At 69.2% G+C, this 23149-nt stretch carries 21 protein-coding genes and 1 riboswitch; of the genes, 9 read left to right on the top strand and 12 right to left on the bottom strand.

The annotated features are described in order from the left end of the window. Positions 1–173 precede the first annotated feature (173 nt). Positions 174–323, bottom strand: coding sequence for a hypothetical protein (locus tag A3CQ_RS60810; RefSeq protein ID WP_020511806.1), 150 nt, complete (start codon positions 321–323; stop codon positions 174–176). 142 nt (positions 324–465) lie between these two features. Here A3CQ_RS60810 and A3CQ_RS0115255 point away from each other — a divergent pair, with 142 nt between their 5' ends. Further along, positions 466–702, top strand: a complete 237-nt coding sequence (locus tag A3CQ_RS0115255) for a hypothetical protein (protein WP_157295906.1) — start codon at positions 466–468, stop codon at positions 700–702. Here the strand turns inward: A3CQ_RS0115255 and A3CQ_RS57420 are convergent. Next, entirely contained in the window at positions 699–1565 is an 867-nt protein-coding gene (locus A3CQ_RS57420) for a helix-turn-helix domain-containing protein (RefSeq protein ID WP_020511804.1), read from the bottom strand. The two genes, A3CQ_RS0115255 and A3CQ_RS57420, sit on opposite strands and share 4 nt — an antisense overlap. Positions 1566–1624: 59 nt before the next feature. Here A3CQ_RS57420 and A3CQ_RS0115245 point away from each other — a divergent pair, with 59 nt between their 5' ends. After that, complete coding sequence (locus A3CQ_RS0115245) at positions 1625–2953, top strand: M1 family metallopeptidase (RefSeq protein ID WP_020511803.1); 1329 nt, start codon at positions 1625–1627, stop codon at positions 2951–2953. 25 nt (positions 2954–2978) lie between these two features. On the opposite strand, the gene A3CQ_RS0115240 is transcribed toward A3CQ_RS0115245, so the two are convergent. Further along, positions 2979–4058 carry a helix-turn-helix domain-containing protein gene (locus A3CQ_RS0115240; RefSeq protein WP_020511802.1) on the bottom strand — a complete coding sequence of 360 codons (1080 nt, stop codon included), beginning with the start codon at positions 4056–4058 and terminating at the stop codon, positions 2979–2981. Positions 4059–4263: 205 nt separating this feature from the next. On the opposite strand from A3CQ_RS0115240, the gene A3CQ_RS60805 reads away from it, so the two are divergent. After that, entirely contained in the window at positions 4264–4473 is a 210-nt protein-coding gene (locus A3CQ_RS60805; protein WP_157295904.1) for a hypothetical protein, read from the top strand. Position 4474: 1 nt separating this feature from the next. On the opposite strand, the gene A3CQ_RS0115230 is transcribed toward A3CQ_RS60805, so the two are convergent. From A3CQ_RS0115230 to A3CQ_RS0115215, 4 genes are all read right to left on the bottom strand, one after another. After that, positions 4475–5677, bottom strand: coding sequence for an RNA polymerase sigma factor (locus A3CQ_RS0115230; RefSeq protein ID WP_020511800.1), 1203 nt, complete (start codon positions 5675–5677; stop codon positions 4475–4477). Next, a complete protein-coding gene (locus tag A3CQ_RS0115225) occupies positions 5678–6007 on the bottom strand; it encodes a YciI family protein (RefSeq protein WP_020511799.1) in 330 nt (109 codons plus the stop codon). A 75-nt stretch (positions 6008–6082) separates the two neighbouring features. Then, positions 6083–7051: a LacI family DNA-binding transcriptional regulator gene (locus A3CQ_RS0115220; RefSeq protein WP_020511798.1), complete on the bottom strand. Its 969-nt coding sequence runs from the start codon at positions 7049–7051 to the stop codon at positions 6083–6085. Positions 7052–7110: 59 nt separating this feature from the next. Next, positions 7111–8043: a HAMP domain-containing protein gene (locus A3CQ_RS0115215; protein ID WP_157295902.1), complete on the bottom strand. Its 933-nt coding sequence runs from the start codon at positions 8041–8043 to the stop codon at positions 7111–7113. 69 nt (positions 8044–8112) lie between these two features. After that, positions 8113–8195: riboswitch (S-adenosyl-L-homocysteine riboswitch) on the top strand. Between A3CQ_RS0115215 and ahcY the strand changes: the two genes are divergently transcribed. Both ahcY and A3CQ_RS0115205 read left to right on the top strand, forming a co-directional pair. Further along, on the top strand, positions 8193–9674 hold the full coding sequence (gene ahcY, locus A3CQ_RS0115210; RefSeq protein WP_211216597.1) for an adenosylhomocysteinase: 1482 nt from the start codon (positions 8193–8195) through the stop codon (positions 9672–9674). It overlaps the preceding riboswitch by 3 nt. A 49-nt stretch (positions 9675–9723) precedes the next feature. Next, positions 9724–11349 (top strand): Na+/H+ antiporter, encoded by a 1626-nt coding sequence (locus A3CQ_RS0115205; protein ID WP_020511795.1) that lies wholly within the window; start codon positions 9724–9726, stop codon positions 11347–11349. On the opposite strand, the gene A3CQ_RS52945 is transcribed toward A3CQ_RS0115205, so the two are convergent. Beyond that, entirely contained in the window at positions 11350–11655 is a 306-nt protein-coding gene (locus tag A3CQ_RS52945; protein WP_026205725.1) for a hypothetical protein, read from the bottom strand. It abuts the gene before it with no gap. 187 nt (positions 11656–11842) lie between these two features. Between A3CQ_RS52945 and A3CQ_RS0115195 the strand changes: the two genes are divergently transcribed. Further along, complete coding sequence (locus A3CQ_RS0115195) at positions 11843–13246, top strand: PepSY-associated TM helix domain-containing protein (RefSeq protein ID WP_020511793.1); 1404 nt, start codon at positions 11843–11845, stop codon at positions 13244–13246. Positions 13247–13267: 21 nt separating this feature from the next. Here A3CQ_RS0115195 and A3CQ_RS52940 read toward each other — a convergent pair whose 3' ends face one another. The 4 genes from A3CQ_RS52940 to A3CQ_RS0115175 all read right to left on the bottom strand — a co-directional run bounded on the left by A3CQ_RS52940 (position 13268) and on the right by A3CQ_RS0115175 (position 18754). Further along, positions 13268–15730: an AAA family ATPase gene (locus A3CQ_RS52940; RefSeq protein ID WP_245577234.1), complete on the bottom strand. Its 2463-nt coding sequence runs from the start codon at positions 15728–15730 to the stop codon at positions 13268–13270. Then, complete coding sequence (locus A3CQ_RS0115185; RefSeq protein ID WP_020511791.1) at positions 15730–16392, bottom strand: hypothetical protein; 663 nt, start codon at positions 16390–16392, stop codon at positions 15730–15732. The genes A3CQ_RS52940 and A3CQ_RS0115185 overlap by 1 nt, the downstream gene beginning before the upstream one ends. Before the next feature lie 97 nt (positions 16393–16489). After that, positions 16490–17710, bottom strand: coding sequence for an EAL and HDOD domain-containing protein (locus A3CQ_RS0115180; protein ID WP_157295899.1), 1221 nt, complete (start codon positions 17708–17710; stop codon positions 16490–16492). A gap of 48 nt (positions 17711–17758) precedes the next feature. Then, on the bottom strand, positions 17759–18754 hold the full coding sequence (locus A3CQ_RS0115175) for a hypothetical protein (RefSeq protein WP_020511789.1): 996 nt from the start codon (positions 18752–18754) through the stop codon (positions 17759–17761). A 155-nt stretch (positions 18755–18909) separates the two neighbouring features. Between A3CQ_RS0115175 and A3CQ_RS0115170 the strand changes: the two genes are divergently transcribed. From A3CQ_RS0115170 to A3CQ_RS0115160, 3 genes are all read left to right on the top strand, one after another. Further along, on the top strand, positions 18910–20868 hold the full coding sequence (locus A3CQ_RS0115170) for a glycosyl hydrolase family 28-related protein (RefSeq protein WP_026205724.1): 1959 nt from the start codon (positions 18910–18912) through the stop codon (positions 20866–20868). Positions 20869–20964: 96 nt separating this feature from the next. After that, positions 20965–21867, top strand: coding sequence for an NAD-dependent epimerase/dehydratase family protein (locus tag A3CQ_RS0115165; protein ID WP_040432418.1), 903 nt, complete (start codon positions 20965–20967; stop codon positions 21865–21867). A 33-nt stretch (positions 21868–21900) separates the two neighbouring features. After that, positions 21901–23091 (top strand): MFS transporter, encoded by a 1191-nt coding sequence (locus A3CQ_RS0115160; RefSeq protein WP_026205723.1) that lies wholly within the window; start codon positions 21901–21903, stop codon positions 23089–23091. Positions 23092–23149: the final 58 nt, after the last annotated feature.

Raw genomic sequence — 23149 nt, 5'->3', positions numbered from 1 at the left:
GGCAGGTCGGCCCACGGGGCACCAGTGGCTCCAAATCGCCCACTCGCGATCCGTCAGATCGAAACGCGCCGTAGTCGTTCAACGACCGACATCCATGATCCGCCAGTTACACCCAGGCAGTTTCCGGACCCGAGGTCTCGGCCCGAGATCCTCCGCCCAGCGACCCGCCGGGCTCAGCGGCCGAGCTGCGACTGGTGCCGGGGCATGCGATCTTCGCCCGCCACCGCGAGATCTTGCAGGGCGGTCGATCGGGCTACCGCTTGGAAGGAGGCGGCGCCGCCGTCCGAGGACCGGATCGACGCGATCGCAACGTTCTTCTGCACACGACGATCCCTGCGGGGGTCGTCGTTGCGGCTCCGGGCTGAGGCGGAGCTGACGACCGACGAACTCGACCTGCGCAACCAAATCCGGCGGGAACTACTGGGCCTCTGCCGGGCTGCCTTGGCTGACGAGCCAGGGAGCGAGATGATTTCCATCGGTGGCCATGGTCCATGGTTCCTGCCCGGCGATGCCCCGATCACCATCGTGTGCTCCGAGCTGCCCCCGCGCCTGCAGGATCAACTACCGATCGCCCCCTCGGACCCCGACCGATCTCTGGGGCTCATCGGCGGGATCGACTGGAACACGGTCGCCCAGGACGACGCCGACCCGAGCCGCGGATACTTCGAGGTCATCGGGGAGACCGCTTCCCGGGAGAGCTAACCCGCGTTCAGCAGTTGCATCCCGAGCGGAGTCAGGGTGTGCCGGACGGCGCGGCCGGTCCGCCGGGTTGCCGCCAGCCCGGCCTCGCGCAGCGCCGTCACGTGCGCCGACGCGGTGGCCGGGCTGATCCGGAGGTCGCGGGCGAGCTGCATGGTGCCGCAGCCGAAGGTCAGCGCCCGCAGCACCTCGGCCCTGGTCGCACCGACCAGTGTGGCCAGTGGATCGTCGCGCGGGGACGGCGGGGAGGCCGGCGCGGGATGGATCGGGTAGCTCAGCGTCGGTCGCCGATAGCCGGCGACGCTGACGCCCGGTCGGCTCCAGAAGACGGACGGCACCAGCCGCAGCCCACGCCCGCCGAGCCGCACGTCTCCGTCGGCCGGCGTGACCACGGAGAGCACCGGCGGGTCCCAGCTGATCTCCGGCCCGAGCGTGGCCAGCACCGCGTCCACACCGGTCGTAAAGATCAAATGCGCCCGGTGGGCAAGCTCGGCGCGTAGCAGCGCGCCGATCGTCGGCATGGCCGGAGCAATACAAGCCATCTGGTACGCCACGAGAGCGTCGCCGAACGCAAGAATCTCCGTCGACGGGTCCGTCCTCCGGAGCCCGGCGACCGCCCGATCGGTCGGCAGCCGGCTGAACGCCTCCGGGGTGAACAGGTCGGGGACGTAGCCGTCGGCGGGAACGGCCTCGAGCAGGGCGCCGGCGGCACGTGCCTTGGGGCGCATGGCCTGCCCCCACCGGTCGAGGAACGGGCCGCGCCCCGGCTGGCGCAGCGCCTGCAGGCTGCCGATGGTCTCCGAGTGCCAGGCCAGGTCGAAGACGACCCGGCCGAGGTCGGCGGGGTCGAAGTGCAGCCGGAACATACTTCGACCCTGCCCGAAAGGATCGCGCCCGTCGATACCCGGCGACGATTCTGGCGGCCATGACCGTTGTTCTGCACGCCATGAGCGCCCTGCTCCTGCTGGCCCCGGCCACCGCCGTTCCACCGGGTGCCGCCACCGATCCGGCCGGCGCGCTCCGGCCGGTGGCCTACGAGGTGAAACTTTCCAGCGACGCGACCGGCGCCCGGTGGGACGGCCGGGAGCGCATCATCCTGCGCAATCCGGGTCCCGCCCCGGTGGACGCCGTCTGGCTGCGACTGTGGGGCAACGGCGTGGACGGCTGCGCCGCGACCCCCGACGTCAGCGTCTCGGCGTTCGAGGGCGGCACGGCGGACGCGCCCGAGGTCGGGTGCACCGCTGTGCGCGTACGGCTGAATCGGTCTTTGAAACCCGGCCGGACCACGGACGTCGCGTTTGCGCTGACGATCCGGGTGCCTGAGCGCGCCGACCGGTTCGGGCGGGTCGGCGCCTACAACTTCCTCGGTAATGCGCTGCCCGTGCCCGCGATCGGCGACGACCTGCCGCCGTACGTGAGCAATGGGGAAAGCTTCCAGTCGCTGACCTCGAGTTTCCTGGTCTCGCTCGACCATCCGGCGGCGATGGCCGTGCCCGCCACCGGCACCGTGCTCGGCGAAACCCGCCACGGCGGGCGGGTCACCACCCGGATCGCGGCGCCGCTGGTGCGCGACTTCGCCTGGGCGGCCGGCCCGTTCGGGAGCGTAGGCGGACGGACGACAACGGGGGTCCGCCTACGCACCTGGTACACCGACGGCGTCACCCCCGACACGGCCCGAGCGGTCCAGGCCGACGTGGCCCGAACCCTGGAGTTCGGCGCTCGCGAGTACGGCCCGTACCCCTACCCGGAGATGGACACGGTGATCGGCGGCTTCGACGGCTTCCAGGGCATGGAGTACCCCAACTTCGTGCTGACCGAGCCGTCCTCGCTACCCGCCGTGCACGAGACTGCTCACCAATGGTGGTACGCCCTGGTCGGCAACGACGAGTACCGGCATCCTTGGCTGGACGAGGCCCTGGCCCAGTACACAACCGACAAGCTGCTGGGCACGCCCGACTATTGCGCCCAGGCCCCGTTCTGGTTCGACCCCGGCATGCGCATCGACGCCGGCATGGACTACTACGCAACCCACCCCGACTTCTACGCTCCGGGCATCTACGGCGACGGCGCCTGCATGTTCCTGGCCCTGGAAACCCTGATCGGCCCCGACACGGTCCGCACGGCCCTCCAGCACTACCTGTCCGCCAACCGCTTCGGCATAGCCGAGCCGTCCACGCTGCGCGCCGCCTTCCAAGCGGTAACCCCGATCGACCTGACCCCGTTCTGGGACCAGTGGCGCAACACCGCCGACTAGACCCAGAGGGCTTCGTGGACCGGGGTCACGCTGTGCCCCCGGCCCACGAGTACAGGACGGTGCCGGGCGCGGTCCAGTCCGGGGTGGCCATGACCCCGTCCATGATCAAGACGCGAAACAGCAGGCCGAAGGTGTCGGCTTTGGGGAAAGTCTGGTTGAGATATTCGGTATTCCGGACGCGGAATTCCTTCTTGGTCAGGGTGCGGACGGCGCCCAGCACGCCGGCGCCGTACATGCCATTGCACATCGTCACGGTGAAGTCCCGGTTCAGCGGGTTGGGTGCCCGCATGAAGCACCCCACGTCCTCGATCAGCACGTGCTCGGAGCCGGCCGAGCGGAACGTCGGCGCGAACCGCTGCTCCTCCTCGCCGATGACTCCGAAATATCCGCGGCTGGGGTCGAGATCGTCGGAATACTGCCGCACCGGCATCCTGGTGTGGAACATCGTGTCCTGGGTGACCGTGTTCAGGTCGATTCCGCCGATGACCACCAGATGCCCGGTGGCTTCGTCCGCCCGCCAATTCATGGCACCGCGATACCGGACGTCGGCGTCGGGGTTCACCGCCCGGATGTGCCCGTACAACTCAACGAAGGAATCGAGGTCGCCGAACCGGGACAGGTGCGACCAGTCAGGGTCGAACGCGGCGCTCGGAGGTTGTCCGTCCGGGGGAAGCTCGGAGCAGACAATGATGATCGGGGCCTCTCCGGGCAGGTGCCATGCGCCGTGCCCTACGACGGTTCCGGGGCCGGCCGAGCCGTCCGAGAGAGCGGCCCGGCGCAGGTCCAGGAGTTCCCGCCGGAGCATCTCCCGTACCTCGCACTCATCGGCTGTCAGGTCAGCCTCGGTGAGGAGCCGTGGCCACGGGCCCACAAGCGATCGTCGAGTGGAGAAGAAAGTCGCGATCGCCTCGATGCGATCCTCCGGGGGCGTCGTCGGATCGGTCTGCCGCTCCCACGACGAAATCAGCTGCACACTGGCCGGCTTGCGTTGCCCGAGAGCGAATGCCAGCTTCTCCTGGGTGATACGCACGTCGGGCCAGTGCGCCAAGCGCAGATCGCGCAGCCGTTGGGCGAGCGCGTGTGCCGCCTCACGACGCGTCGGCACCTCTGCACCTCCCCAGCTGTGCGCCCTCCGTGAAGGTGGAACTTCATTGTACTTCCGGTAGTCGGCGGGCGATCTGCTGGAATTACTGACCTACTGGGAAAGGTGGGTGGGAAAGTCCTGCGCCAATACCTGCTTCATTCCTGCCTCATGGAGTGCCATGGTCCGATTACCACGCATCGTGGCGTGATGCGAGAAAGGCACGATCGTGATCACTCCAATCTCACGGCCGGCGGCTTCCGGGCCGGATGCGGCTACGACTGTCACCGCCGTTCGTCCAGTGCTGGCCATGCTGGCGGCGAGCTACCTGGCCATCCGGGTCACTTTTCTGATCATCAAACTGTTCACGGCGTTGGCCGGCTGTTTGACGGTTTTGGTCGTTGCGTTCGTCGTCCTCGTTGGCTGGCTGAGTCGATGACCTAGCGGTCCAGATCGGACGCTCGGGTCAGGAGAGCTCGGCGTTCCACATCGGAGGGTGCGGCGGCAGCTGCGGTGCGGAAGAGGGCCGCGGCCCGAGGGAGGTCGCCGGAGCGGGCGGTCAGGTCGGCCTCTACGGCTATCGCGGCAGCGTAGTTGTCCAAGGCGCCGTCGGAGCGGGCCTCGGCGAGCAGGGCCAAGCCGGCGGCGGGGCCGAAGGCGTAACTGTGGGCCACGGCTCGGTTGAGGGCCACCACCGGAGAAGGCTGGATCTCGGCCAGTTTGTCGTACCAGAGGGCTATCGACGGCCAGTCGGTGGTGGCGAGCGTGAGGGCCGTCGCGTGGCAGGCGGCGATGCGGGCCTGGATGGCGTAGGGGCCCTCGACGGGGGTGCGCATCAGGATCGTCACTGCCTCGGCGATCGCCTCCTGGTCCCAGCGGGCGCGGTTCTGCTTTTCGAGGGTTATCAGGTCGCCCATGGCGTCGCGGCGGGCGTGGCGGCGGGAGTGCTGCAGCAGGAACAGGGCCAGCAGGGAGGGCACCTCGGGCTCCGCCGGCATCAGGGAGGTCAGCAGGCGGGCCAGGCGGATCGCCTCCTCGGCGAACGCCGGTTCGCCGTCGGCGTCGTACCCCCTGGTGAAAAGAATGTAGAGGACGGCCAGGACCCCGGGGAGGCGGTCGTCCAGCGCCTTGCCCGTCGGCACGCGGTACGGGATGCGGGCGTCGGCGATCTTCGACTTGGCGCGGGTGATGCGCCTGGTCATCGTCGACTCGGTGACCAGGAAGGCGCGGGCGATGTCCGTCGTGGGCACGCCGGCGATGGTGCGCAGGGTCAGCGCCACTCGTGCCTCCAGCGACAGGGCCGGATGGCAGCACGTGAAGATCAGCCGCAACCGGTCGTCGGCGATCTCGCCGGGGGTGCCGGGGGAGCCGGGGTCCCAGAGCATCGCGACCTCCTGGAGCTTCGTCTTCTCCACGGCGGCTCGGCGCAGCACGTCGATGGCCCGGTTCCGGGCGACGGTCTGCAGCCAGCCGCCCGGGTTGCCGGGGACGCCGTCGCGCGGCCACCGTTCGAGCGCGGCCGCCATCGCCTCCTGGGCACAGTCCTCGGCAAGGGTCCAGTCGCCGGTCACTCTGATCAAAGAGGCGACGATCCTTGCGTACGAGTCCCAGCCGGCGCTGACGGCCGCGGCGACGTCCGTCATCTACAGGTCGGCGTAGGGACGCAGTTCGAGCCGCCCGTTGTAGGCCATGGGGTGGGCCGTGGCGACGGCGATCGCCTCGTCGAGGTCGGCGCACTCGAGGATGTCGAAGCCCACGATCACCTCCTTGGTCTCGGCGAACGGGCCGTCGCTGAGCAGCACCTCGCCACCCCGGACCCGGATCGTGGTGGCGGCCGACGGCGGGGACAGCTGGTTCCCGGTCACCCGGCGGCCGGAGGCGTCGTTCTCGGCGACCCACACCTCGATGTCGGGCACCCGCGACTCGTCGGTCTCGGGCTCGGTGTCGCTGCAGACGAACATCATGTACTTCATCGCGTTCTCCTCTGGTCGGACTTCACCAGCGTGACGAACGACCGGACCGGATCCGGACAACCGCCGCGAGAAATTTCAGGAAAGTGGGGCATTGAACGGGGTGATCACCTGGATCGCGGACTGATGCGAGCCGATCGGGCCGGTCAGCGCGCCCTGCGCCCGCAGGATGGTCAGGCAGGCGTGCCGCAGGTCGGCACGCAGGTCGTGGTGCAGTACCGCGGAGAGTTTGTGGTCGCGCAGCAGCGCGGCGTTCTCGGCGTCGAGGTCGTGCGCCACGAAGACGTCGTAGTTGCGGTGCTCGGCGGCGAACGCGTCGACCACCGCGGTGTTGCCGCCGGCCGCGGGGGAGTAGATCGCCCGCACCGCCGGGCTGTCGGCCAGGATCGCGCGGGCGTCGCCCTCCAGCAGCCGCCGGTTGGGGGCGCGACCGGTCATCTCGGCGCGGAATCCGGCCGCCCGCTCGAACTCTCCAAGATCGGGAGCCGCGCCCCGGACCAGCAGCACGTCCCCGGCCCGGTCGGCCAGCCACTGCTCGACCAGATATGCGGCGGTCGCTCCGGCATCGGCGTGATCGATTCCGACGTACGCGACCCGCTTGCTCGCCGGAAGATCCGAGCCGAGCGTGATCACCGGCATGCCGAGCCGCCCCACCGCCTCGACGGTCTCGGGGGTGTCCGCCGCGTTCAGGATCACGCCCTGCGAATGCGAGCGCCCGATCCGGTCGAGGACGGCCGCCGGGTCGGCGTCGCCGAAGTGGAAGCGGGGCTTGATGACGGCCGGGCGCAGGCTGGGCAGCTCCGCCTCGAGGGCCTGCCGCAGGGCGGCGGTGAAGCGCGGCGGCCCGGGGGCCACGACGTCGATCGGGAAGGCCGGTCCGGCCAGCCGGGCCTGGGCCTGCTGCTGGTCGAGCGCGGCGATGGCCTGGTGGACCTCGCGGGCCGTGCTCTCCCGCACCCCGCCGCGGTGATGCAGCACGCGATCAACGGTCGCCTCGCTGAGGCCGGCCTGGCGGGCGATCTCCCGAATCCGGTAGGGGTGCTTCACGCGTACAGGATGAGGGGTTTTTGAGGTTTTATGGAAGGACCTTGATATTTGTCAAGCCCTTAGCGTGACGCCACGCGGGCCTCGAGTTCGTCCACGAGGGTGACCATCCGGCGGTACTCGGTCTGGATCGAGGCCAGGTAGAGGTGGCGCTGGGTGGCCGGCATCTCGGGGTTGTCCAGCAGCTGGTCGAGGCCCTCGCCGAGCTCGGCCAGCGGGGCCCTGAGCTGCTCGACCTCCTTGCCGAGCTGCTCGGCGAACTCTCGCACCAGCTCGTCGACGTCGGTCTCGGCAGGTGAAGCCTGCGCGGCCGGCGAGGCGGACTGCAGGGAGTCGACCCGCTCGGTGAGGCGGTCGAGGGCACCGTTGAGGGCGGTCCCGAGCTCGGCGACCTCGGGCGGACTGGTCACCTCGGGCAGTCGCTGGCCGGGGTCGTCGGGGGTGATCGCCTGGGCGCCCTGGGCGAGCTTGAGCAGCGGCCGCAGCACGAGGCCGCCGACCAGCCACGTCCCCGCCGCGGCGACAACGGCGGCAAGCAGCACAATGAGGTCAATCATCCTGACATTTCCGGAATGTCGGTCTTCTACGTCCTTGAGGTCGATCAGGAGTTGCAGTTGTACGCCCGACTTCAGCGTCTCGGACCACGAACGCCAGTGTGATCCGTCTTCGGCGGTCACGGTGGAATAGCCATCTTTTACCGGGATCGAGAACTTTGCGGAGGAGCCGACCTCGGCCCGTACGACGGTGCCCTGCACGAGGCGCACGGCATAGCTGCCGTCGGTCGGCAGCGAGCCCGACTTGGTCGCCGCGGTACGCACCTGCGCCGCCCGGGTGGCGAGCGCCTGGTCCACGTCGTCGCGATCGCGGTGGTCGGCGTACAGCACGATGGCCAGCCCGGCGAGCGCCACGACGAGGGCGACAACCGCCGTGATGGCGAGCGTGAGCTGTACGCGGATGGTCCTGGGCCGAAAAACCCGAGGTAGCGCCTCTGGCACGTCCCTACCCTGCCAGTCGAATCACAAGGGGCGGCTAAGAATCGCAGTCTCGGGTTACCCTGTAAAGGCCCGGCCGAGAGGCGCTGCAACGGATCTTTGAGTGATCCGCCACGCTCGGCGGGAGCTTGCTGACGCAAGGGCGCCTCCTGATGAGGGAGGAGCCCTCTTTCGTGTCCGAAAAACTGCAGGTAGTCAACGGCCTCGAGTTCGCCGTTGCCGATCTCTCCCTGGCCGAGGCCGGCCGTCACCAGCTGCGTCTCGCCGAGCACGAGATGCCCGGACTGATGTCGCTCCGCAAGGAGTACGCCGAGTCCCAGCCGCTCAAGGGCGCCCGGATCGCCGGCTCGCTGCACATGACCGTGCAGACCGCGGTGCTGATCGAGACCCTGATCGCCCTCGGCGCTCAGGTGCGCTGGGTCTCCTGCAACATCTTCTCCACGCAGGACGACGCCGCTGCCGCGGTCGTGGTCGGCCCCACCGGCACCGTCGACGCGCCGGCCGGCGTCTCGGTCTTCGCCTGGAAGGGTGAGTCGCTGGAGGAGTACTGGTGGGCCACGATGCGCCTGTTCGACTTCGGTGACGGCGTCGGCCCCAACATGATCCTCGACGACGGTGGCGACGCCACCCTGCTCGTGCACAAGGGCGTCGAGTTCGAGGCGGCCGGCGCGGTGCCGCAGGCCACCGAGGACGACAACCACGAGTACCGGATCATCCTGGAGACGCTGCGCGCCTCGCTCGCGGACGACGACCGGAAGTTCACCAAGATCGCGGCCGGCATCCGTGGTGTCACCGAGGAGACCACCACCGGCGTGGCCCGGCTCTACAAGCTGGCCAAGGAGGAGTCGCTGCTCTTCCCGGCGATCAACGTCAACGACTCGGTCACCAAGAGCAAGTTCGACAACAAGTACGGCATCCGCCACTCGCTGGTCGACGGCCTCAACCGGGCCACCGACGTCATGCTCGGCGGCAAGCTCGCCGTGGTGTGCGGCTACGGCGATGTCGGCAAGGGCGCGGCCGAGACGCTGCGCGGGCAGGGCGCCCGCGTTGTCGTCACCGAGATCGACCCGATCTGCGCGCTGCAGGCGGCCATGGACGGCATGCAGGTCGCCCGGCTCGAGGACGTCGTCGGCGAGGCGGACATCTTCATCACCACCACCGGTGGCACCGAGATCATCCGGGTCGAGCACCTGACCGCGATGAAGCACAACGCGATCGTCGGCAACGTCGGCCACTTCGACGACGAGATCGACATGGCCGGCCTCGGCAAGGTGGCGGGCATCGAGAAGATCGAGATCAAGCCGCAGGTCCACGAGTGGCGCTTCCCGGACGGCCACTCGGTGATCGTGCTCTCCGAGGGCCGCCTGATGAACCTGGGCAACGCCACCGGCCACCCGAGCTTCGTCATGTCCAACTCGTTCACCAACCAGGTGATGGCCCAGATCGAGCTCTGGACCAAGCCCGGCGAGTACGCCAAGCAGGTCTACGTGCTGCCCAAGCACCTCGACGAGAAGGTCGCCCGGCTGCACCTCGACGCGCTCGGCGTGCGCCTGACCACCCTCTCCAAGAAGCAGGCGGAGTACCTCGGCGTGGACGTGGACGGGCCGTACAAGCCCGAGCACTACCGCTACTGACGGGTTCTCTGAAGGGCCGCGCCGTCGGGCGCGGCCCTTTTCCGCGAAAATGGATCTCGTGCATCACGTCGAGGAGATCCTGCTTTTCGTCCTGGCCGCGGTCGCCGTCATGGTGGCGACCCGGTGGGTGTCCCGCCGTACCGGCCTGCCCTCGGCGGCACTGCTCACCATCATCGGCATCGTCTACGCCCTGCTGCCCGGGCCGAACGTCCATCTCAACCCGGATCTGATCCTCACCTTCGTGATCCCGCCGCTGCTCTACAACGCGGCGCTGGACTCCTCACTGGTCGACATCCGGCGCAACATGCGCACCGTCATCAGCCTCTCGGTGCTGCTCGTGCTCTCCACCGCGCTGCTGGTCGGCGTCGGTTTCCACCTCTGGGTCGCGGGCGCCACCCTGGCCGCCGGCGTGGCCCTGGGCGCCGCGATCGCCCCGCCCGACCCGGTCGCCGCGCTCGCCGTCGGTCGCCGGGCCGGCCTGCCCGGCAACATGATCACGCTGATCCAGGGCGAGGGCCTGCTCAACGACGCGACCGCGCTGACCATCCTGAGCGTCGCGGTCGCCTCGGTGGACGGCGAGGGCTTCTCGTTCCCCACCGCGGTCGGGCAATTCGTGATCTCGGCGGCCGGCGGTGTGGTGGCCGGCGTGATCGTCGCCTACCTCGTGCGCCTGCTGCGCCACCTGCGCGACGACCCGATCAACGCGACCGCCGTCTCGCTGGCCACCCCGTTCGCGGCGTACCTGCTGGGCGAGAGCGTGGGGGTCTCGGGCGTGCTCGCGGTCGTGGTGGCCGGCCTGATCATCGGTCACGACGCGCCGCGCTACTCCTCCGGTGCGAGCCGCCTGCAGGCCGGCGCCGTCTGGCGCCTGGTCGACTTCCTGCTGGAGGGCTTCGTCTTCCTGCTCATCGGGCAGCAGCTGCCGGACGTCGTGGACCGGCTGCACGAGTACGAGACCAGCACGATCTGGATCGCCGTGGGCGTGTCGGTCGGCGTGGTTCTGCTGCTGCGTCCGCTCTGGCTGGCGCTCACCCAGCTGTTGCCCCGCCGGATGCACTCGCGGCTCGGCGGTCTGGTCGACGAGCACCACGAGGAGAAGGCCCTCAACCGCACGGAGGTCGTCGCGCTCAGCTGGGCCGGCACCCGCGGTGTCATCACGCTCGCCGCGATCTTCACGCTCGACGACAACGTCCCCGACCGCGACCTCCTGCAGTTCTGCGCGTTCGTCGTCGTGCTGGTCACCCTGCTCGGCCAGGGCCTGACCTTCGCGCCGCTCGTGCGCCGGCTGGGCCTGCGCGCCAACAAGGCCGACCTGGCCCGCGAGCGTAACGAGGCCCGGTCGGCGGCGGTGAAGGCGGCGGTGGAGCGGCTCGACGAGATCCAGCAGGAGAAGCACGACCATATCGAGGACCGGGCCATCGAGAACATGCGCAAGCAGCTCACGGTCCGCCTCGAGCGGTACCGGAGGCGCCTGGACCTGCTCGAGAAGGCCGATTCGGACGAGGTGCCGGTGTCACCGCAGTACGAGGCGGCCCTCGCGGTGCGCCGCGAGGTGATCGAGGCGCAGCGCGAGGAGCTGCTTCGCTGGCGGGACGCCGGCAACCTCACCGACGAGGGCCTGCGGGTTCTGGAGCGGGAGCTCGACCACGAGGAGCGGCTGGCCGAGCGTTCCTGATCAGTACCCCGCGGACGCGTCGACGCCGAAGGCCGAGACGACGCCCGTGACGACGAGGGCGATGGCCATCGCCGCCCCGATGAAGACCGCACCGACCAGGATCAGCAGCAGCGTGGTCTTGGTGATGCCGCCGATGCCCTCGGCGACGACCTTGCCGAGGCTGGGGTGGTCCCAGGTGATCGGCGGGTAGTTCCGGCCGCGCACGGACGGCGTGACCGGAGGCGCGACGATGTTCCCGCGGGGCCGGGCGGAGGGCTCTTCGTGCGCGGTCTGCTGCCGGACCGATGGGCTTCCTTGCAACAACATGATGTTGCCTCCTTCTGGTTCCAGCGCATCCCTGTGGCTACATCATCGGCCGCCGGGTACGCCCGAGTAAGGGGCCATTTGGCCGTACTCTTTGCCCGTATTCGCGGGTATTCTCGCTGGGCAGATGATCAGGGAACTTCTCGCCGCTCTCGCTCGACAAACGGGGTAGACCCGAGCGAGGAGGCCCATGACCGCCGTCGACACCGCCCCGAAGGTCACCACCCGCACCCGTACGCGCATCGGCTTCGGGCCGCTGCTGCTCCGTCTGCACTTCTACGCCGGTTTGTTCGTCGCGCCGTTCCTGCTGGTCGCCGCCCTCACCGGCCTGGCGTACACGTTCACCCCGCAGCTCGAGAAGATCGTCTACGCCGACGAGCTCACCGTCGACGGCCACCACGGCCCGGCCCGCCCGCTCGCCGAGCAGATCGCGGCGGCCCGGGCCGCACACCCCGAGGGCTCGGTGACGACCGTCCGTCCCGGCGAGGGCGACACCACCACCCAGGTCGATTTCACGTCTCCCGCGCTGGACGCCGAGCACTCCCACACGGTCTACGTGAACCCCTACACCGCCGAGGTCACCGGACAGCTGACGACGTGGTGGGCCACCACCCCGCTCAAGACGTGGTTCGACGACCTGCACCGCAACCTGCACCTGGGCGCGGCCGGGCGGCACTACTCGGAGTTCGCCGCGAGCTGGCTCTGGATCATCGCGCTCGGCGGTGTCGCTCTCTGGTGGCGCCGGCGGCGCAGCGTCCGGCGGATGCTCGCGCCGGACCTCTCCGCGCACAAGGGCGTGCGGCGCACCCGGGGCTGGCACGCTGCGACCGGCCTGTGGCTGACGCTGGGCCTGCTGGTCCTCTCCGGCACCGGCCTGACCTGGTCCCGTTACGCCGGTGGCCATTTCCACGATGCGCTGGACTCGCTGCGTTCCGGCACGCCCTCGGTCGCCACCGCCGTGGCCGGCTCTCATCACGGCGGCGGCCACTCCGGCGCCTCGACCGCCGACCCGGCCGCGGTGGACGCGGTGCTCAAGGTCGCCCGGGACAACGGCATCACCGGCCCGGTCGAGGTCGCCGTGCCGCCCGACGACGCCACCGCCTGGACCGTCACCCAGACCCGCAACCTGTGGCCGGTCGGGCGCGACAGCGTCGCCGTCGACGCCGGCTCCGGCGCGGTCGTCGACCGGGTCGACTTCGCCGACTGGCCGCTGCTCGCGAAGCTGACCCGCTGGGGCATCAACGCCCACATGGGCACCCTGTTCGGCCTGGTCAACCAGATCCTGCTGGCCGCGCTGGCCCTCGGCCTGACCTGCGTGATCGTCTGGGGCTACCGGATGTGGTGGCAGCGCCGGCCGACCCGAGCCGACCGACGGGCCATGGTCGGCGCCCCGCCCGGCCGCGGCGCGTGGCTGCACCTGCCGCCGTGGGCCATCGTCGTGGGTGTCCCGGTCGTCTTCGCTCTCGGCTGGATGGTCCCGCTGTTCGGGCTCCCGCTGGCCGCGTTCCTGCTGGCCGACGTCGTGATCGGCGCGCTGCGCGACCGGCGCGGCGGCCCGGACGTCCCGGTGTCGCCGGCGCCGGCCGGCAGCTGACCGGTCGGGCGCGGCCGATCGTCAGTCCTGTGTGGGCGGGTGCCCGTTCTCGATGGGGTTGGCCGCCGGGCCGGGTGCCACGGCGGGCGGGTCCGGCCGGCGCCAGATCTCCAGGTCGGAGGTGTCCGGCTCGGCCAGGACGAGCACCGGCTCCTCGTGGTACCGGGACGGCATGCTCATCGCAAGCTTGGTGTGGTTGCGGTGCGCCGACAGCGCGGCCCGGTGGTAGGTCTCCAACTCGGCGACGAACTCGTCGTCGGCGTAGACCGAGCCGTCGATCAGCGGGCCGGGCCGCCCCTCGAGCACCGCGACCACGTCCTCGCCGGTCAGCGTCTTGTGCGTCTCGAGAGCGTGCGCCAGCGCCAGCACCTGACGGCGGTTCTCCTTGAGGATTCGCTCGGCACGCTGCAGCATCTCGCCGAGGGTGTCCTCGATGCGGTCGGCCAGGGCACGCCGGGCGCTCACGTCGTTCTTCTCGCCCTTGGCCGGACCGCCGGGGCTGCCGACGCCGAGACGGCTTGAGGTCGCGTACGAGGAGACCGTGGAGCCCATGCCCCAGACACCCTCCATGTTGGTCGCGACCGACGTGGCCTGCTCGAGATCGCCAGAGACGCCCGAGGAGCTGTCGCCGTCGAAGAACATCCGCTCGCCGGCCAGCGACGCCAGCGAGACGTAGATGTCCGACTCGTAGTGGCTGCGCCAGGTGGTGAACTGGTCCTCGGGCGGGATGCTGGCGACCATGCCGAGGTAACCGCTGCCCTTCTCGATCGTCGCGATGTCGATCTCCATGTGGTGGCGGGTGCGGTAGGCCACCACCGCGTGGCACGCCTCGTGCACCGCGACCGCGTGCCGCTCCCGCTCGATGTACTCGACGTTCTCGGCCGGGCCTAGCTCCTTGAGCTGCTTGGCGCGGATGATGTCGCGCCAGCCGATGGTGTCGCGGTCGTCGCGGATCGCGGTGATCAGCGCCTCGTTGACCATGTCCTTGATGGTCGCGCCGGTCGCGTACGGCGTGATGGTGGCCAGCTTGTCGATCTGCTCCTCGGTGAGCTCGTGCTTCACCTTGTCCAGATAGCCCTGGTAGGTGCGCACCCGGCCGGCCTTGCTCGGGTACCCGACCTTGTAGATGCGGTCGATCCGGCCCGGCCTCAGCAGCGCCTCGTCGAGCGCCTCGGGCAGGTTGGTCGCCATCATCACGAGGATGCGGTACTTCGGCGGCGGCTTCGGGCGCATGCCGAGCGTCCGGCGCACGTGGCGGTTGATGAAGCCGCGCGGCTTCTTGAGGCCGGACAGCTCGGTGAGCAGGGCCTCGAGCGTGCCCATGCCGCCGCCCCCGCCGCCCATCCCGCCGCCGTACATGATCTGGTTCTGCATCGCTTCGCGGGTGAGCGCCCAGCGGGAGTCCTCGGACAAGTACGAGAACCCGTTGCAGGCACTGCTGAACGGAGCGGGCGTCATGCCGCGCGGGAAGCCACCCTGGCCGCCCTGGGCGAGGGCGCCGCGGCTGCCCAGCGAGTCGGCCTCGTCGAAGAAGACGATCACGCCGCCGTACCGCAGGGCAAGCTTGCGCAGCTTGCGGAACAATCCCTTGACCTTGAGTACGCCGACACCGAAGAACATGTTGATGAAGGCGCCCGGGTCGACGAAGACGTACGGCTTGCCGGTCTCGCCGGCCACCGCCTCGGCCATCAGCGTCTTGCCGGTGCCGGGCGGGCCCCAGAGCAGGATGCCGCCGGGAACGTAGCCGCCCTTGGCCTCGATCGCCTCCGGGTTCTCCAGGTAGACGATGTTCTCCTTCACCCGTTCCAGCACGTGGTCCTGGCCCCACACGTCGGAGAACCGGGTCTTCACGTCGTCCGGGAAGTAGACGTCGACGCCGCCCCGGGACAGGAACCAGAAGATCGCCGCGAACTGCCCGACCGCGATGAACAGGATGAAGATGACCTGGATGAACATCGGCGCCGCCGACCAGAGCAGCGCCGGGATCTGGAACAGCGCCATGGCCGGCGAGGTGTGCAGCACCGAGCCGAGCACCAGCGCGACCACGCCGATGAAGACCAGCCACTTGAAGACGCGGATCAGCCGGAACCTGGTCCAGTCCGAGAACATCCGGTGGGTGAGCCGCTCGATGCCGCCGAAGATGCCGTGCGTCCAGAGCCGGTGGTACCAGGAGACGTGCTCGCTGATCAGGAAATGCAGCTGGCGCAGCAGCTCGAGCCCGAAGAGCACCATGAGCGTGATGCCCTTGCCGCTGCGCACCATCTCGCGCATCGCGTCCTGGAACGGCAGGATCGGATCGTCCGCCATCGAGCTCCACACGAGGGCGAACCACGCCACCGTGAACAGCAGCAGGAACTTCACCCGGTCCCAGAGCGGGAGCTTCTTGCGGGTGGTGCGCTCCCGGGCGCGCGGCATCTCGTCGGGCGGGGGCAGCCCTTCCAGGGAATCAGCCGGTACGGGTTCAACTGGTACGGGGGCGGTCATCACTCGCTCCTCACCGTGAAGGACGTGGCGATCGTGTCGAGCTCGGCCGAACGCTCGCGATAGCAGCTGGTGGAGCACCGGATGATCAGCAGGTAGAGCTTGCTGTTGTCGTTGTTGACCAACGCGGTCTCGTCGAACGTGTGCAGCACGCCGCCGCCCAGCTCGTAGTCGTAGACGACGCGTACGCCGTGCAGGCCGCTCGTCGGCGTCAGGACCTCGTCGTGTACGAGTTCGAAGCCGGTGAGGTCGACACTGGACGCGGCGGCTTCCCGGGCGTCGTCGGTGACGGGCAGGAACACGTCGCGCAGCATGTCGAGCGAGACGGCGTTCTGCTGGGATTCGCTGAGCTGCGCGATCCGGGCGTACACGATGGGCTTGTCGGTGATGCTGTTGGTCAGCAGATGCTCGGCGTCCGGCGTGTTCGCGGCGTCGTAGGCGACCGACCACCACGACTGCTGGCGCACGGCGGCGCCGGCCGAGTCGGGGTTGGTGCCGCTGAGCATGTCGTCGAGCGAGTTCGTTCCGGTCTCGTGCCACTCGTGCGGCACCTTGAAGTACGTCTTCTGCCCGGAGTTCTTGACGTACGTGTACTCGGGGGCGGCGCACGACGCGGCGACCATGATCGCGGCGACCGTGAGGACGTGGATCGACCGTTTCAACATCGAAGACCACCGCTCTGACGGGCTGTCCGTCTTCGCAGTATCTCCCGAGGTTGTTACACGATCGTAGCGTGCGAAAGGATGATGTCCGGAAGGGACGTCAGGCGGCGGCCAGCCGGCTCGAGGCGTCGAGGGCCCGCGTCGACCATCGCACGGCGTCCATGTATTGCCCGGCCAGATCGAAACTGCCAAATTCCCCGTTCTCGTACGCGTCGACCGCGCGCAGCACCTGGCCGAGGCGCCCGGTGCCCTCGGTCAGCGCCGTCACGATCGCCGGCGCCAGCGGGAACTGGTCGGCCATGCCCTCGGGGGCGACCTCGAGCAGCCGGCCGACGCCGCTGATCACGCCGGCCATGAAGGCGGCGTCCGGCGGCGCGCCGAACCAGGTGGCGATGTTCTCGCAGAGCCGGGCCCGGGTGAGCACGCCGACCATGTGCTCCTCGGTGCCGCTGCCCATGTCGTCGAGCGCCATCAGCAGTGCCCACTGCCGGATGTGCGGGAGGCCGACCATGACCACGGCCTGGCGCACCGAGGAGATCCGGTTGGCGTGGCCGGCCGCGACCGAGTTGCTGGCCCGCAGCACGCGCAGCGACAGCGGCGGGTCGCTGGCGATGATGCCGACGATCTTCTGCAGGTCGGGTTCGCTGGAGCTGAGCGCGGCGACCAGCTCGAGGCGGCGCAGCCGGGAGGGGGAGAGGCTGGCGACGGTGAGCACCTGGGGGTGGCTCAGCGCGTAGCCCTGGCGCAGCTCCATGGCGTACTTGTCGGCGATGGCGAGCTGCTCGGCGCCCTCCAGGCGCTCGGCCACGATCTGGATGTTGGGGTACTCGCGGCAGGCGGCGACGATCTCGTCGAGGCGGGACAGGTCGCCGTCGAGCAGGTCGAGCTTCACGTACGAGGCGAGCCCGAACAGCACCTCGTGCCCGGAGCCCCAGACAAAGTCGTCGAGCGCGATCCGGTAGCCGGCCTCGCTCAGCGCGGTGATCCCGGCGACGACCTGCTCGTCCATCTGCACGGTCTCGAGAACCTCGAGGACGACCTGTTCGGGGCCGAACGGCAGGGCGATGTCACCGACGAGGAACTCGCGGGTCAGGTTGATGAAGCAGAGCCGGTCGCCGGCGACCTCGCGGATGCCGAACTCGGTGAACGCGTTGACCATGACGGTGCTGGTCGCGTAGGTGTCCTGCCGTCCCGCCGCGACCGCGTCGACGCTGCCGCGGAACAGCAGCTCGTAGGCGACCACGCCGCCGTGCACGTCGAAGATGGGCTGACGCCCGACGTGCACGAGCTGGGTGCCATCCGCAGCGGCCGTTGGTTTCACACCGCTAGCTATCGGCGGCCCGGCCGGAGATCTGACGAATTCCCCGAATCAGACATCGGTCCGCCACAGTCGCTGCTTCGCGGCCAGCAGCAGCTGTTTCCCACGCGCCGCAACGGCCACGGGCGGCTCGGGAGCCTCGGCCTTGCGGCCATCGAGATACAGACCCCCGCCGACCACCACCGGCTTCCCGTCGGCAAGAGCCAGCGATCGTACGCCGCCCGAGTCGCCCCCGAATGCCTTGCCGGCCGTCCACGCGCCCGCATGCCAGCGCCACAAGCCGAACCGGGTGTCGCGCATGCCGGCCGCCACCACGTCGTCGCCGTCGCGTACCGCCCGCTGGATCTCGTTGAAACCGCCGGCCGCCGGCGGATCGTCCCTGGTCCAGGACTTGCCGTCGGTCGTGAGCCAGACGGCGGCCCGTTGGTCGAGCACGCTGCCGGCGGCCGCCCCGCCGACGATCGCCCATTGCCCGTCCGGCATGGCGACCGCGTCCCGGGCCACGGTCTTGCCGGCCAGGCCGGGCGCGTTCTCGAAGAGCGTGAACACCCGGGCATCGGCGGGGGAGAGCCAGGCCGCGGCGCCGGTCGAGCGGTTGCCCGCGATGGCGAAGCCGGCCGGCCCGCCCGCCAGCCGGCCCACGTCGACCGCCGTGTCACCGCCGTACGTCTCGAAGGGCGCCGCGTTCTCCACCATCCGGCCGCCGTCGAGCCGCCACGAGCTGACCCGGGGGTTGCCGTGCGCGCCGCCCGGGACCGCCCCGATCATCGCGACCCGGTCGCCGGCGCAGGCCACGTCCGTGATCACCTCGCGCGGGCCGTAGAAGCTGGCCGGCAGCGGCGCGAACGGCACGGACCGCCAGGTGTCGCCGTCCGCGCTGGTCCAGGCCGCGGGGCCGCCGCCGGTCCGGCCGCCGACCGCCCACCACTGGCCGCCGCAGTCGGCGACGTCGCGCAGGTCGGCCGCGCCGGGCAGGTCGACCCGGTGCCACGACGGCTCCGGCTTGCTGCAAGCGCTGACCGAAAGCACCGCCAGCACGACGGCCACGGCGCAAGAAAACGATGGCTTCATGTAACGAGCGAGCAATCTGCCGAAAATATGAGACGAGACCTTGTGGACTACGTCACAGCAATCTTATGGTCACTGCACCTCCGAGCGTCCGTCCCGCTTGGAGCATCGCTCCCCAAAAGAAAGACTTGTCGATGAAGAGAGCCGCCATAACTGCCGTCGTGGTCGCCCTTGCGGTCGGTGCGCCCGCCACCGCGTACGCGAAAACGCCGACCCCTCTCCCGGCCGGCACCCGCGCCGCGCTCGCCCCGGCGCTGACCGCCGGGCGTGGTGCCACGGTCGGCTTCACCGAGCAGGAGGCCGAGACCGCCGCCACCAGCGGCACCGTGATCGGCCCCGACCGCAGCGCCTACACCCTGCCCGCCGAGGCCTCCGGGCGCTCCGCGGTCAAGCTCGCCCCCGGTCAGTGGGTCGAATTCACGCTGCCCAAGGCCACCAACGCGATCACCGTGCGGTACAGCATCCCCGACGCTCCCAACGGCGGCGGGATCACCGCGCCGCTCGGCGTCAAGGTCGGCCGTGACAGCCGGTCCATGACGCTGACCTCGCAGTACTCGTGGCTGTACAACCAATATCCGTTCAGCAACGACCCGAACGCAGGGCTGCTGCACCCGGACTGGTGGATCACCGAGTGCGCCTGCGTGCCGAACGCGACCACCCCGGCCCCCGTGATCACCACGCCGTTCCGGCCCAACCACTTCTACGACGAGCAGCGGCTCGCGCTCGGCCGGACGTACCAGGCCGGGGAGAAGATCCGGCTGACCGCGTCGTCGGCCGCGGCCTGGACCGTGATCGACCTGCTCGACACCGAGCTGGTAGGCGCGCCGAAGATCGACCTGATCGCCGCGAACGTGCTGCTGTTCGGGGCCGACCCGACCGGCCGCAAGGACTCGGCGAACGCCTTCGACAAGGCGATCGCGTTCGCCCGCAAGGCCCGGCTCAAGGTGTACGTCCCGCCGGGCACGTACCAGGTCAACCGGCACATCATCGTCGACGACGTGACGATCGAGGGCGCCGGCAACTGGTACACGATCATCAAGGGGCATGAGGTCGCCCTCTCCACGCCGGCGCCGGACAACTCCGTACACCTGGGTGTCGGTTTTTATGGGGTCAACAGCCGCAACGTTCATCTTTCCGGCTTCGCCATCGAGGGTGACGTTCGCGAGCGCATCGACACCGACCAGGTCAACGGCATCGGCGGCGCGATGAGCGACTCGACGATCGACGGCCTCTACATCCACCACACCAAGGTCGGCCTGTGGTTCGACGGGCCGATGAAGAACATCAAGGTCACCAACAACGTGATCGTCGACCAGATCGCCGACGGTCTCAACTTCCACACCGGCGTCACCGACTCGCTCGTCAAGAACAACTTCGTGCGCAACACCGGCGACGACGCGCTGGCCATGTGGTCGGAGAAGACGGCGGACGCGCGGAACACGTTCGACCACAACACGATCCAGACGCCGGTGCTCGCCAACGGCATCGCGATCTACGGCGGCACCGACAACACGGTCTCCAACAACCTGATCGCCGACCCGATCCGCGAGGGCAGCGCGCTGCACGCCGGGTCCCGCTTCGGCGCCGAGGCGTTCACCGGGCACCTCTGGTTCACCAGCAACACCACGGTGCGCGCCGGCACGTACGAGCTGAACTGGAACATCGGGCTCGGCGCGATCTGGCTCTACGCCCTCGAGAAGAACATCGACGCGGACATCCAGGTCGTCGGCGACAACTTCCTGGACAACACGTACAACGCGATCATGGAGGTCGCCGACTTCCCGGTGAAGGACCTCTACTCGATCACCAACGTCCACTACAAGGACATCAAGATCGATGGCACCGGTACGAGTGTGCTCAGCGCCCGGGTCGGCGGCGGCGCGACGTTCGAGAACGTCGACGCCCGCAACGTCGGCGCGGTCGGCATCAACAACTGCGGCCGCTTCAACTTCCCGCCGACCGGTTCCGAGTTCTCGGTGACCGACCTCGGCGGCAACGACGGCGGCTGGCTCGCCCCCTGGATGCTGCCCAACACGATCACCTGCGACGACCGTCCCCCGGTAGTCGCGCCGCCCGCCCCGTCCCCCTGGTAGTTCATCCCCACGGTGCGGCCCCACTCGTTGATTCGGGTGGGGCCGCGCTGTGTTGGTAGCCTTGGCGGCCACTGTCCCGGAGCCGGAGGAAGTTTCGTGAGCCAAACGTTGCTGGTGACCGGTGGCGCCGGATTTGTCGGTTCCAACCTCATCAAGGCGCTGCTCTCCGACTTCCCGACCGCCGCGATCGTCTCGATCGACAACTACTTCACCGGCGCACCGGAAAATCACGTCAACGACCCCCGAGTGACGTACATCGACGGCTCGACGGTCGACATCGCCAAGATCTGGGCCGAGCGCGGCCTGCCCAGCCCCGAGATCGTCTTCCACCTCGGCGAGTACTCCCGCATCGTCCAGTCCTTCGACGACCACGACCTGACCTGGGAGTTCAACCTCCTCGGCACGATGGAAACGGTCAAGTTCGCCTCGGCCAACGGCTCCAAGCTCATCTATGCCGGCTCGAGCTCCAAGTTCGGCAACGACGGACAGGACGAAAACCTCAATCCGTACGCGTGGACCAAGGCGAAGAACATCGAGTACATCCGCAACTACTCGAACTGGTACGGCCTGGACTACGCGATCACGTACTTCTACAACGTCTACGGCCCCGGCCAGATCTCGAGCGGTCGCTACGCCACGGTCATCGGCATCTTCGAAGACCACTACCTGCGCGGCGAGCCCCTCCCGGTCGTGTCGCCCGGCACCCAGACCCGCGACTTCACCCACATCGACGACATCGTCCGCGGCATAGTCCTGGTAGCACAGAAGGGCACCGGCGACGGCTACCTTCTGGGCGCCGGCCACGAGTGGCCCATGCTCGAGGTCGCCAAGCTCTTCCAGGCCCCGTACGCGATGGTCCCCGCCCTGCGCGGCGAGCGAGTCCGCGGCCAGGCCGACACGACCAAGGCCGGCGAACTCGGCTGGACCCCGAGCCACCGCCTCGACGACTACATCGCGTCGTTCGTCACCACACACCGCTTCGGAGAGCTGCGTCACTGACTCTTCGCGCCGGCGACGGGTTGACTTGCGCGAGTGCGTCGCGCCCTGATTCCCCTGCTTGCCTTGGCCTGCGGCCTGACCGTGGCCAACCTCTACTACTCGCAGCCGCTGCTAGACCTGATCGCCGGCGCCTTCGGCGTGTCGCAGGGCGCCGCCACCGTCGTGGTCACCCTCACCCAGATCGGGTACGCCCTGGGCTTGCTCTTGCTGCTGCCGCTAGGCGACCTGATCGAGAACCGTCGCCTGACCACCCGCCTGCTCCTGTGCACCGCCCTGGCCCTGCTGCTGGCCGCGCTCTCTCCGGCGTACCCCCTGTTCCTGGCCTTGTCGGTCTTGATCGGTGTCACCTCGGTCGTAGCGCAGATCCTCGTCCCGTTCGCGGCTCACCTGGCCCCGCCTTCTTCGCGCGGCGCGATAGTCGGCAAGGTGATGGGCGGCCTGCTGCTCGGCATATTGCTGGCCCGGACGGTCTCTTCGTTCGTGGGCGGCCTGTGGGGTTGGCGTGCCATCTACTTCATCTCGGCCGCCCTGATGCTCGCCTTGGCCGTCGCCCTGCGCCGATTGCTGCCGCAGCGCCCGCCGTCCCACACCGCCGGCTATTTCTCCCTGCTACGGACGGTGTGGGACCTGGCCCGCTCCGAGCCGGCACTGCGGCGGCGAGCTCTCTCCCAGGGCCTGCTGTTCGGCGCATTCACCGCATATTGGACGGCGATCGCCTACGAGCTGATCGGCGAACACGGCTTCACCCAGTCCCAGATAGCCATCTTCGCCTTGGTAGGCGCGGGCGGCGCGGCTGCGGCCCCGATAGCCGGCAAGCTGGCCGACCGCGGTCACGGCGCCCTGGCCAGCGGCGGCGCTCTCGCCCTGGCCGCTCTGATGGCCGTCCTGGCCGCGGCCGGTCATCGCAGCGTGATCCTGCTGGGCGTGGCCGGGGTCTTGCTGGATTTCGCAGTCCAGTCCCACCAGGTAATGAGCCAACACGAGATCTACGCCTTGCGAGCCGATGCCCGAGCCCGAATCAACACCGTCTTCATGACCACGGTCTTCACGGGCGGCGCGCTTTCCTCAGCCCTGACCGGCTTGCTTCACCATCGCTACGGCTGGACGGGCGCCTGCGTGCTGGCGGCAATGTTCGCCTTCGCCGGCTTCACCGTCTGGGCAGCGGCGAGGTGGAGAGCCTCGACCCGGCCACGCGAGGTCGCGATCGCTGAGTGCCCCCGGTAGGAATCGAACCTACGACACACGGTTTAGGAACTGTTTGTTCTTGTTGCTCTGACTTGCT

Origin of the sequence: Paractinoplanes globisporus DSM 43857 (genome assembly GCF_000379645.1) — a bacterium.
Lineage (GTDB): Bacteria > Actinomycetota > Actinomycetes > Mycobacteriales > Micromonosporaceae > Actinoplanes > Actinoplanes globisporus.
The sequence above is the reverse complement of the archived record's forward strand: the minus strand, read 5'-3'. Positions and strand labels throughout refer to the sequence as shown.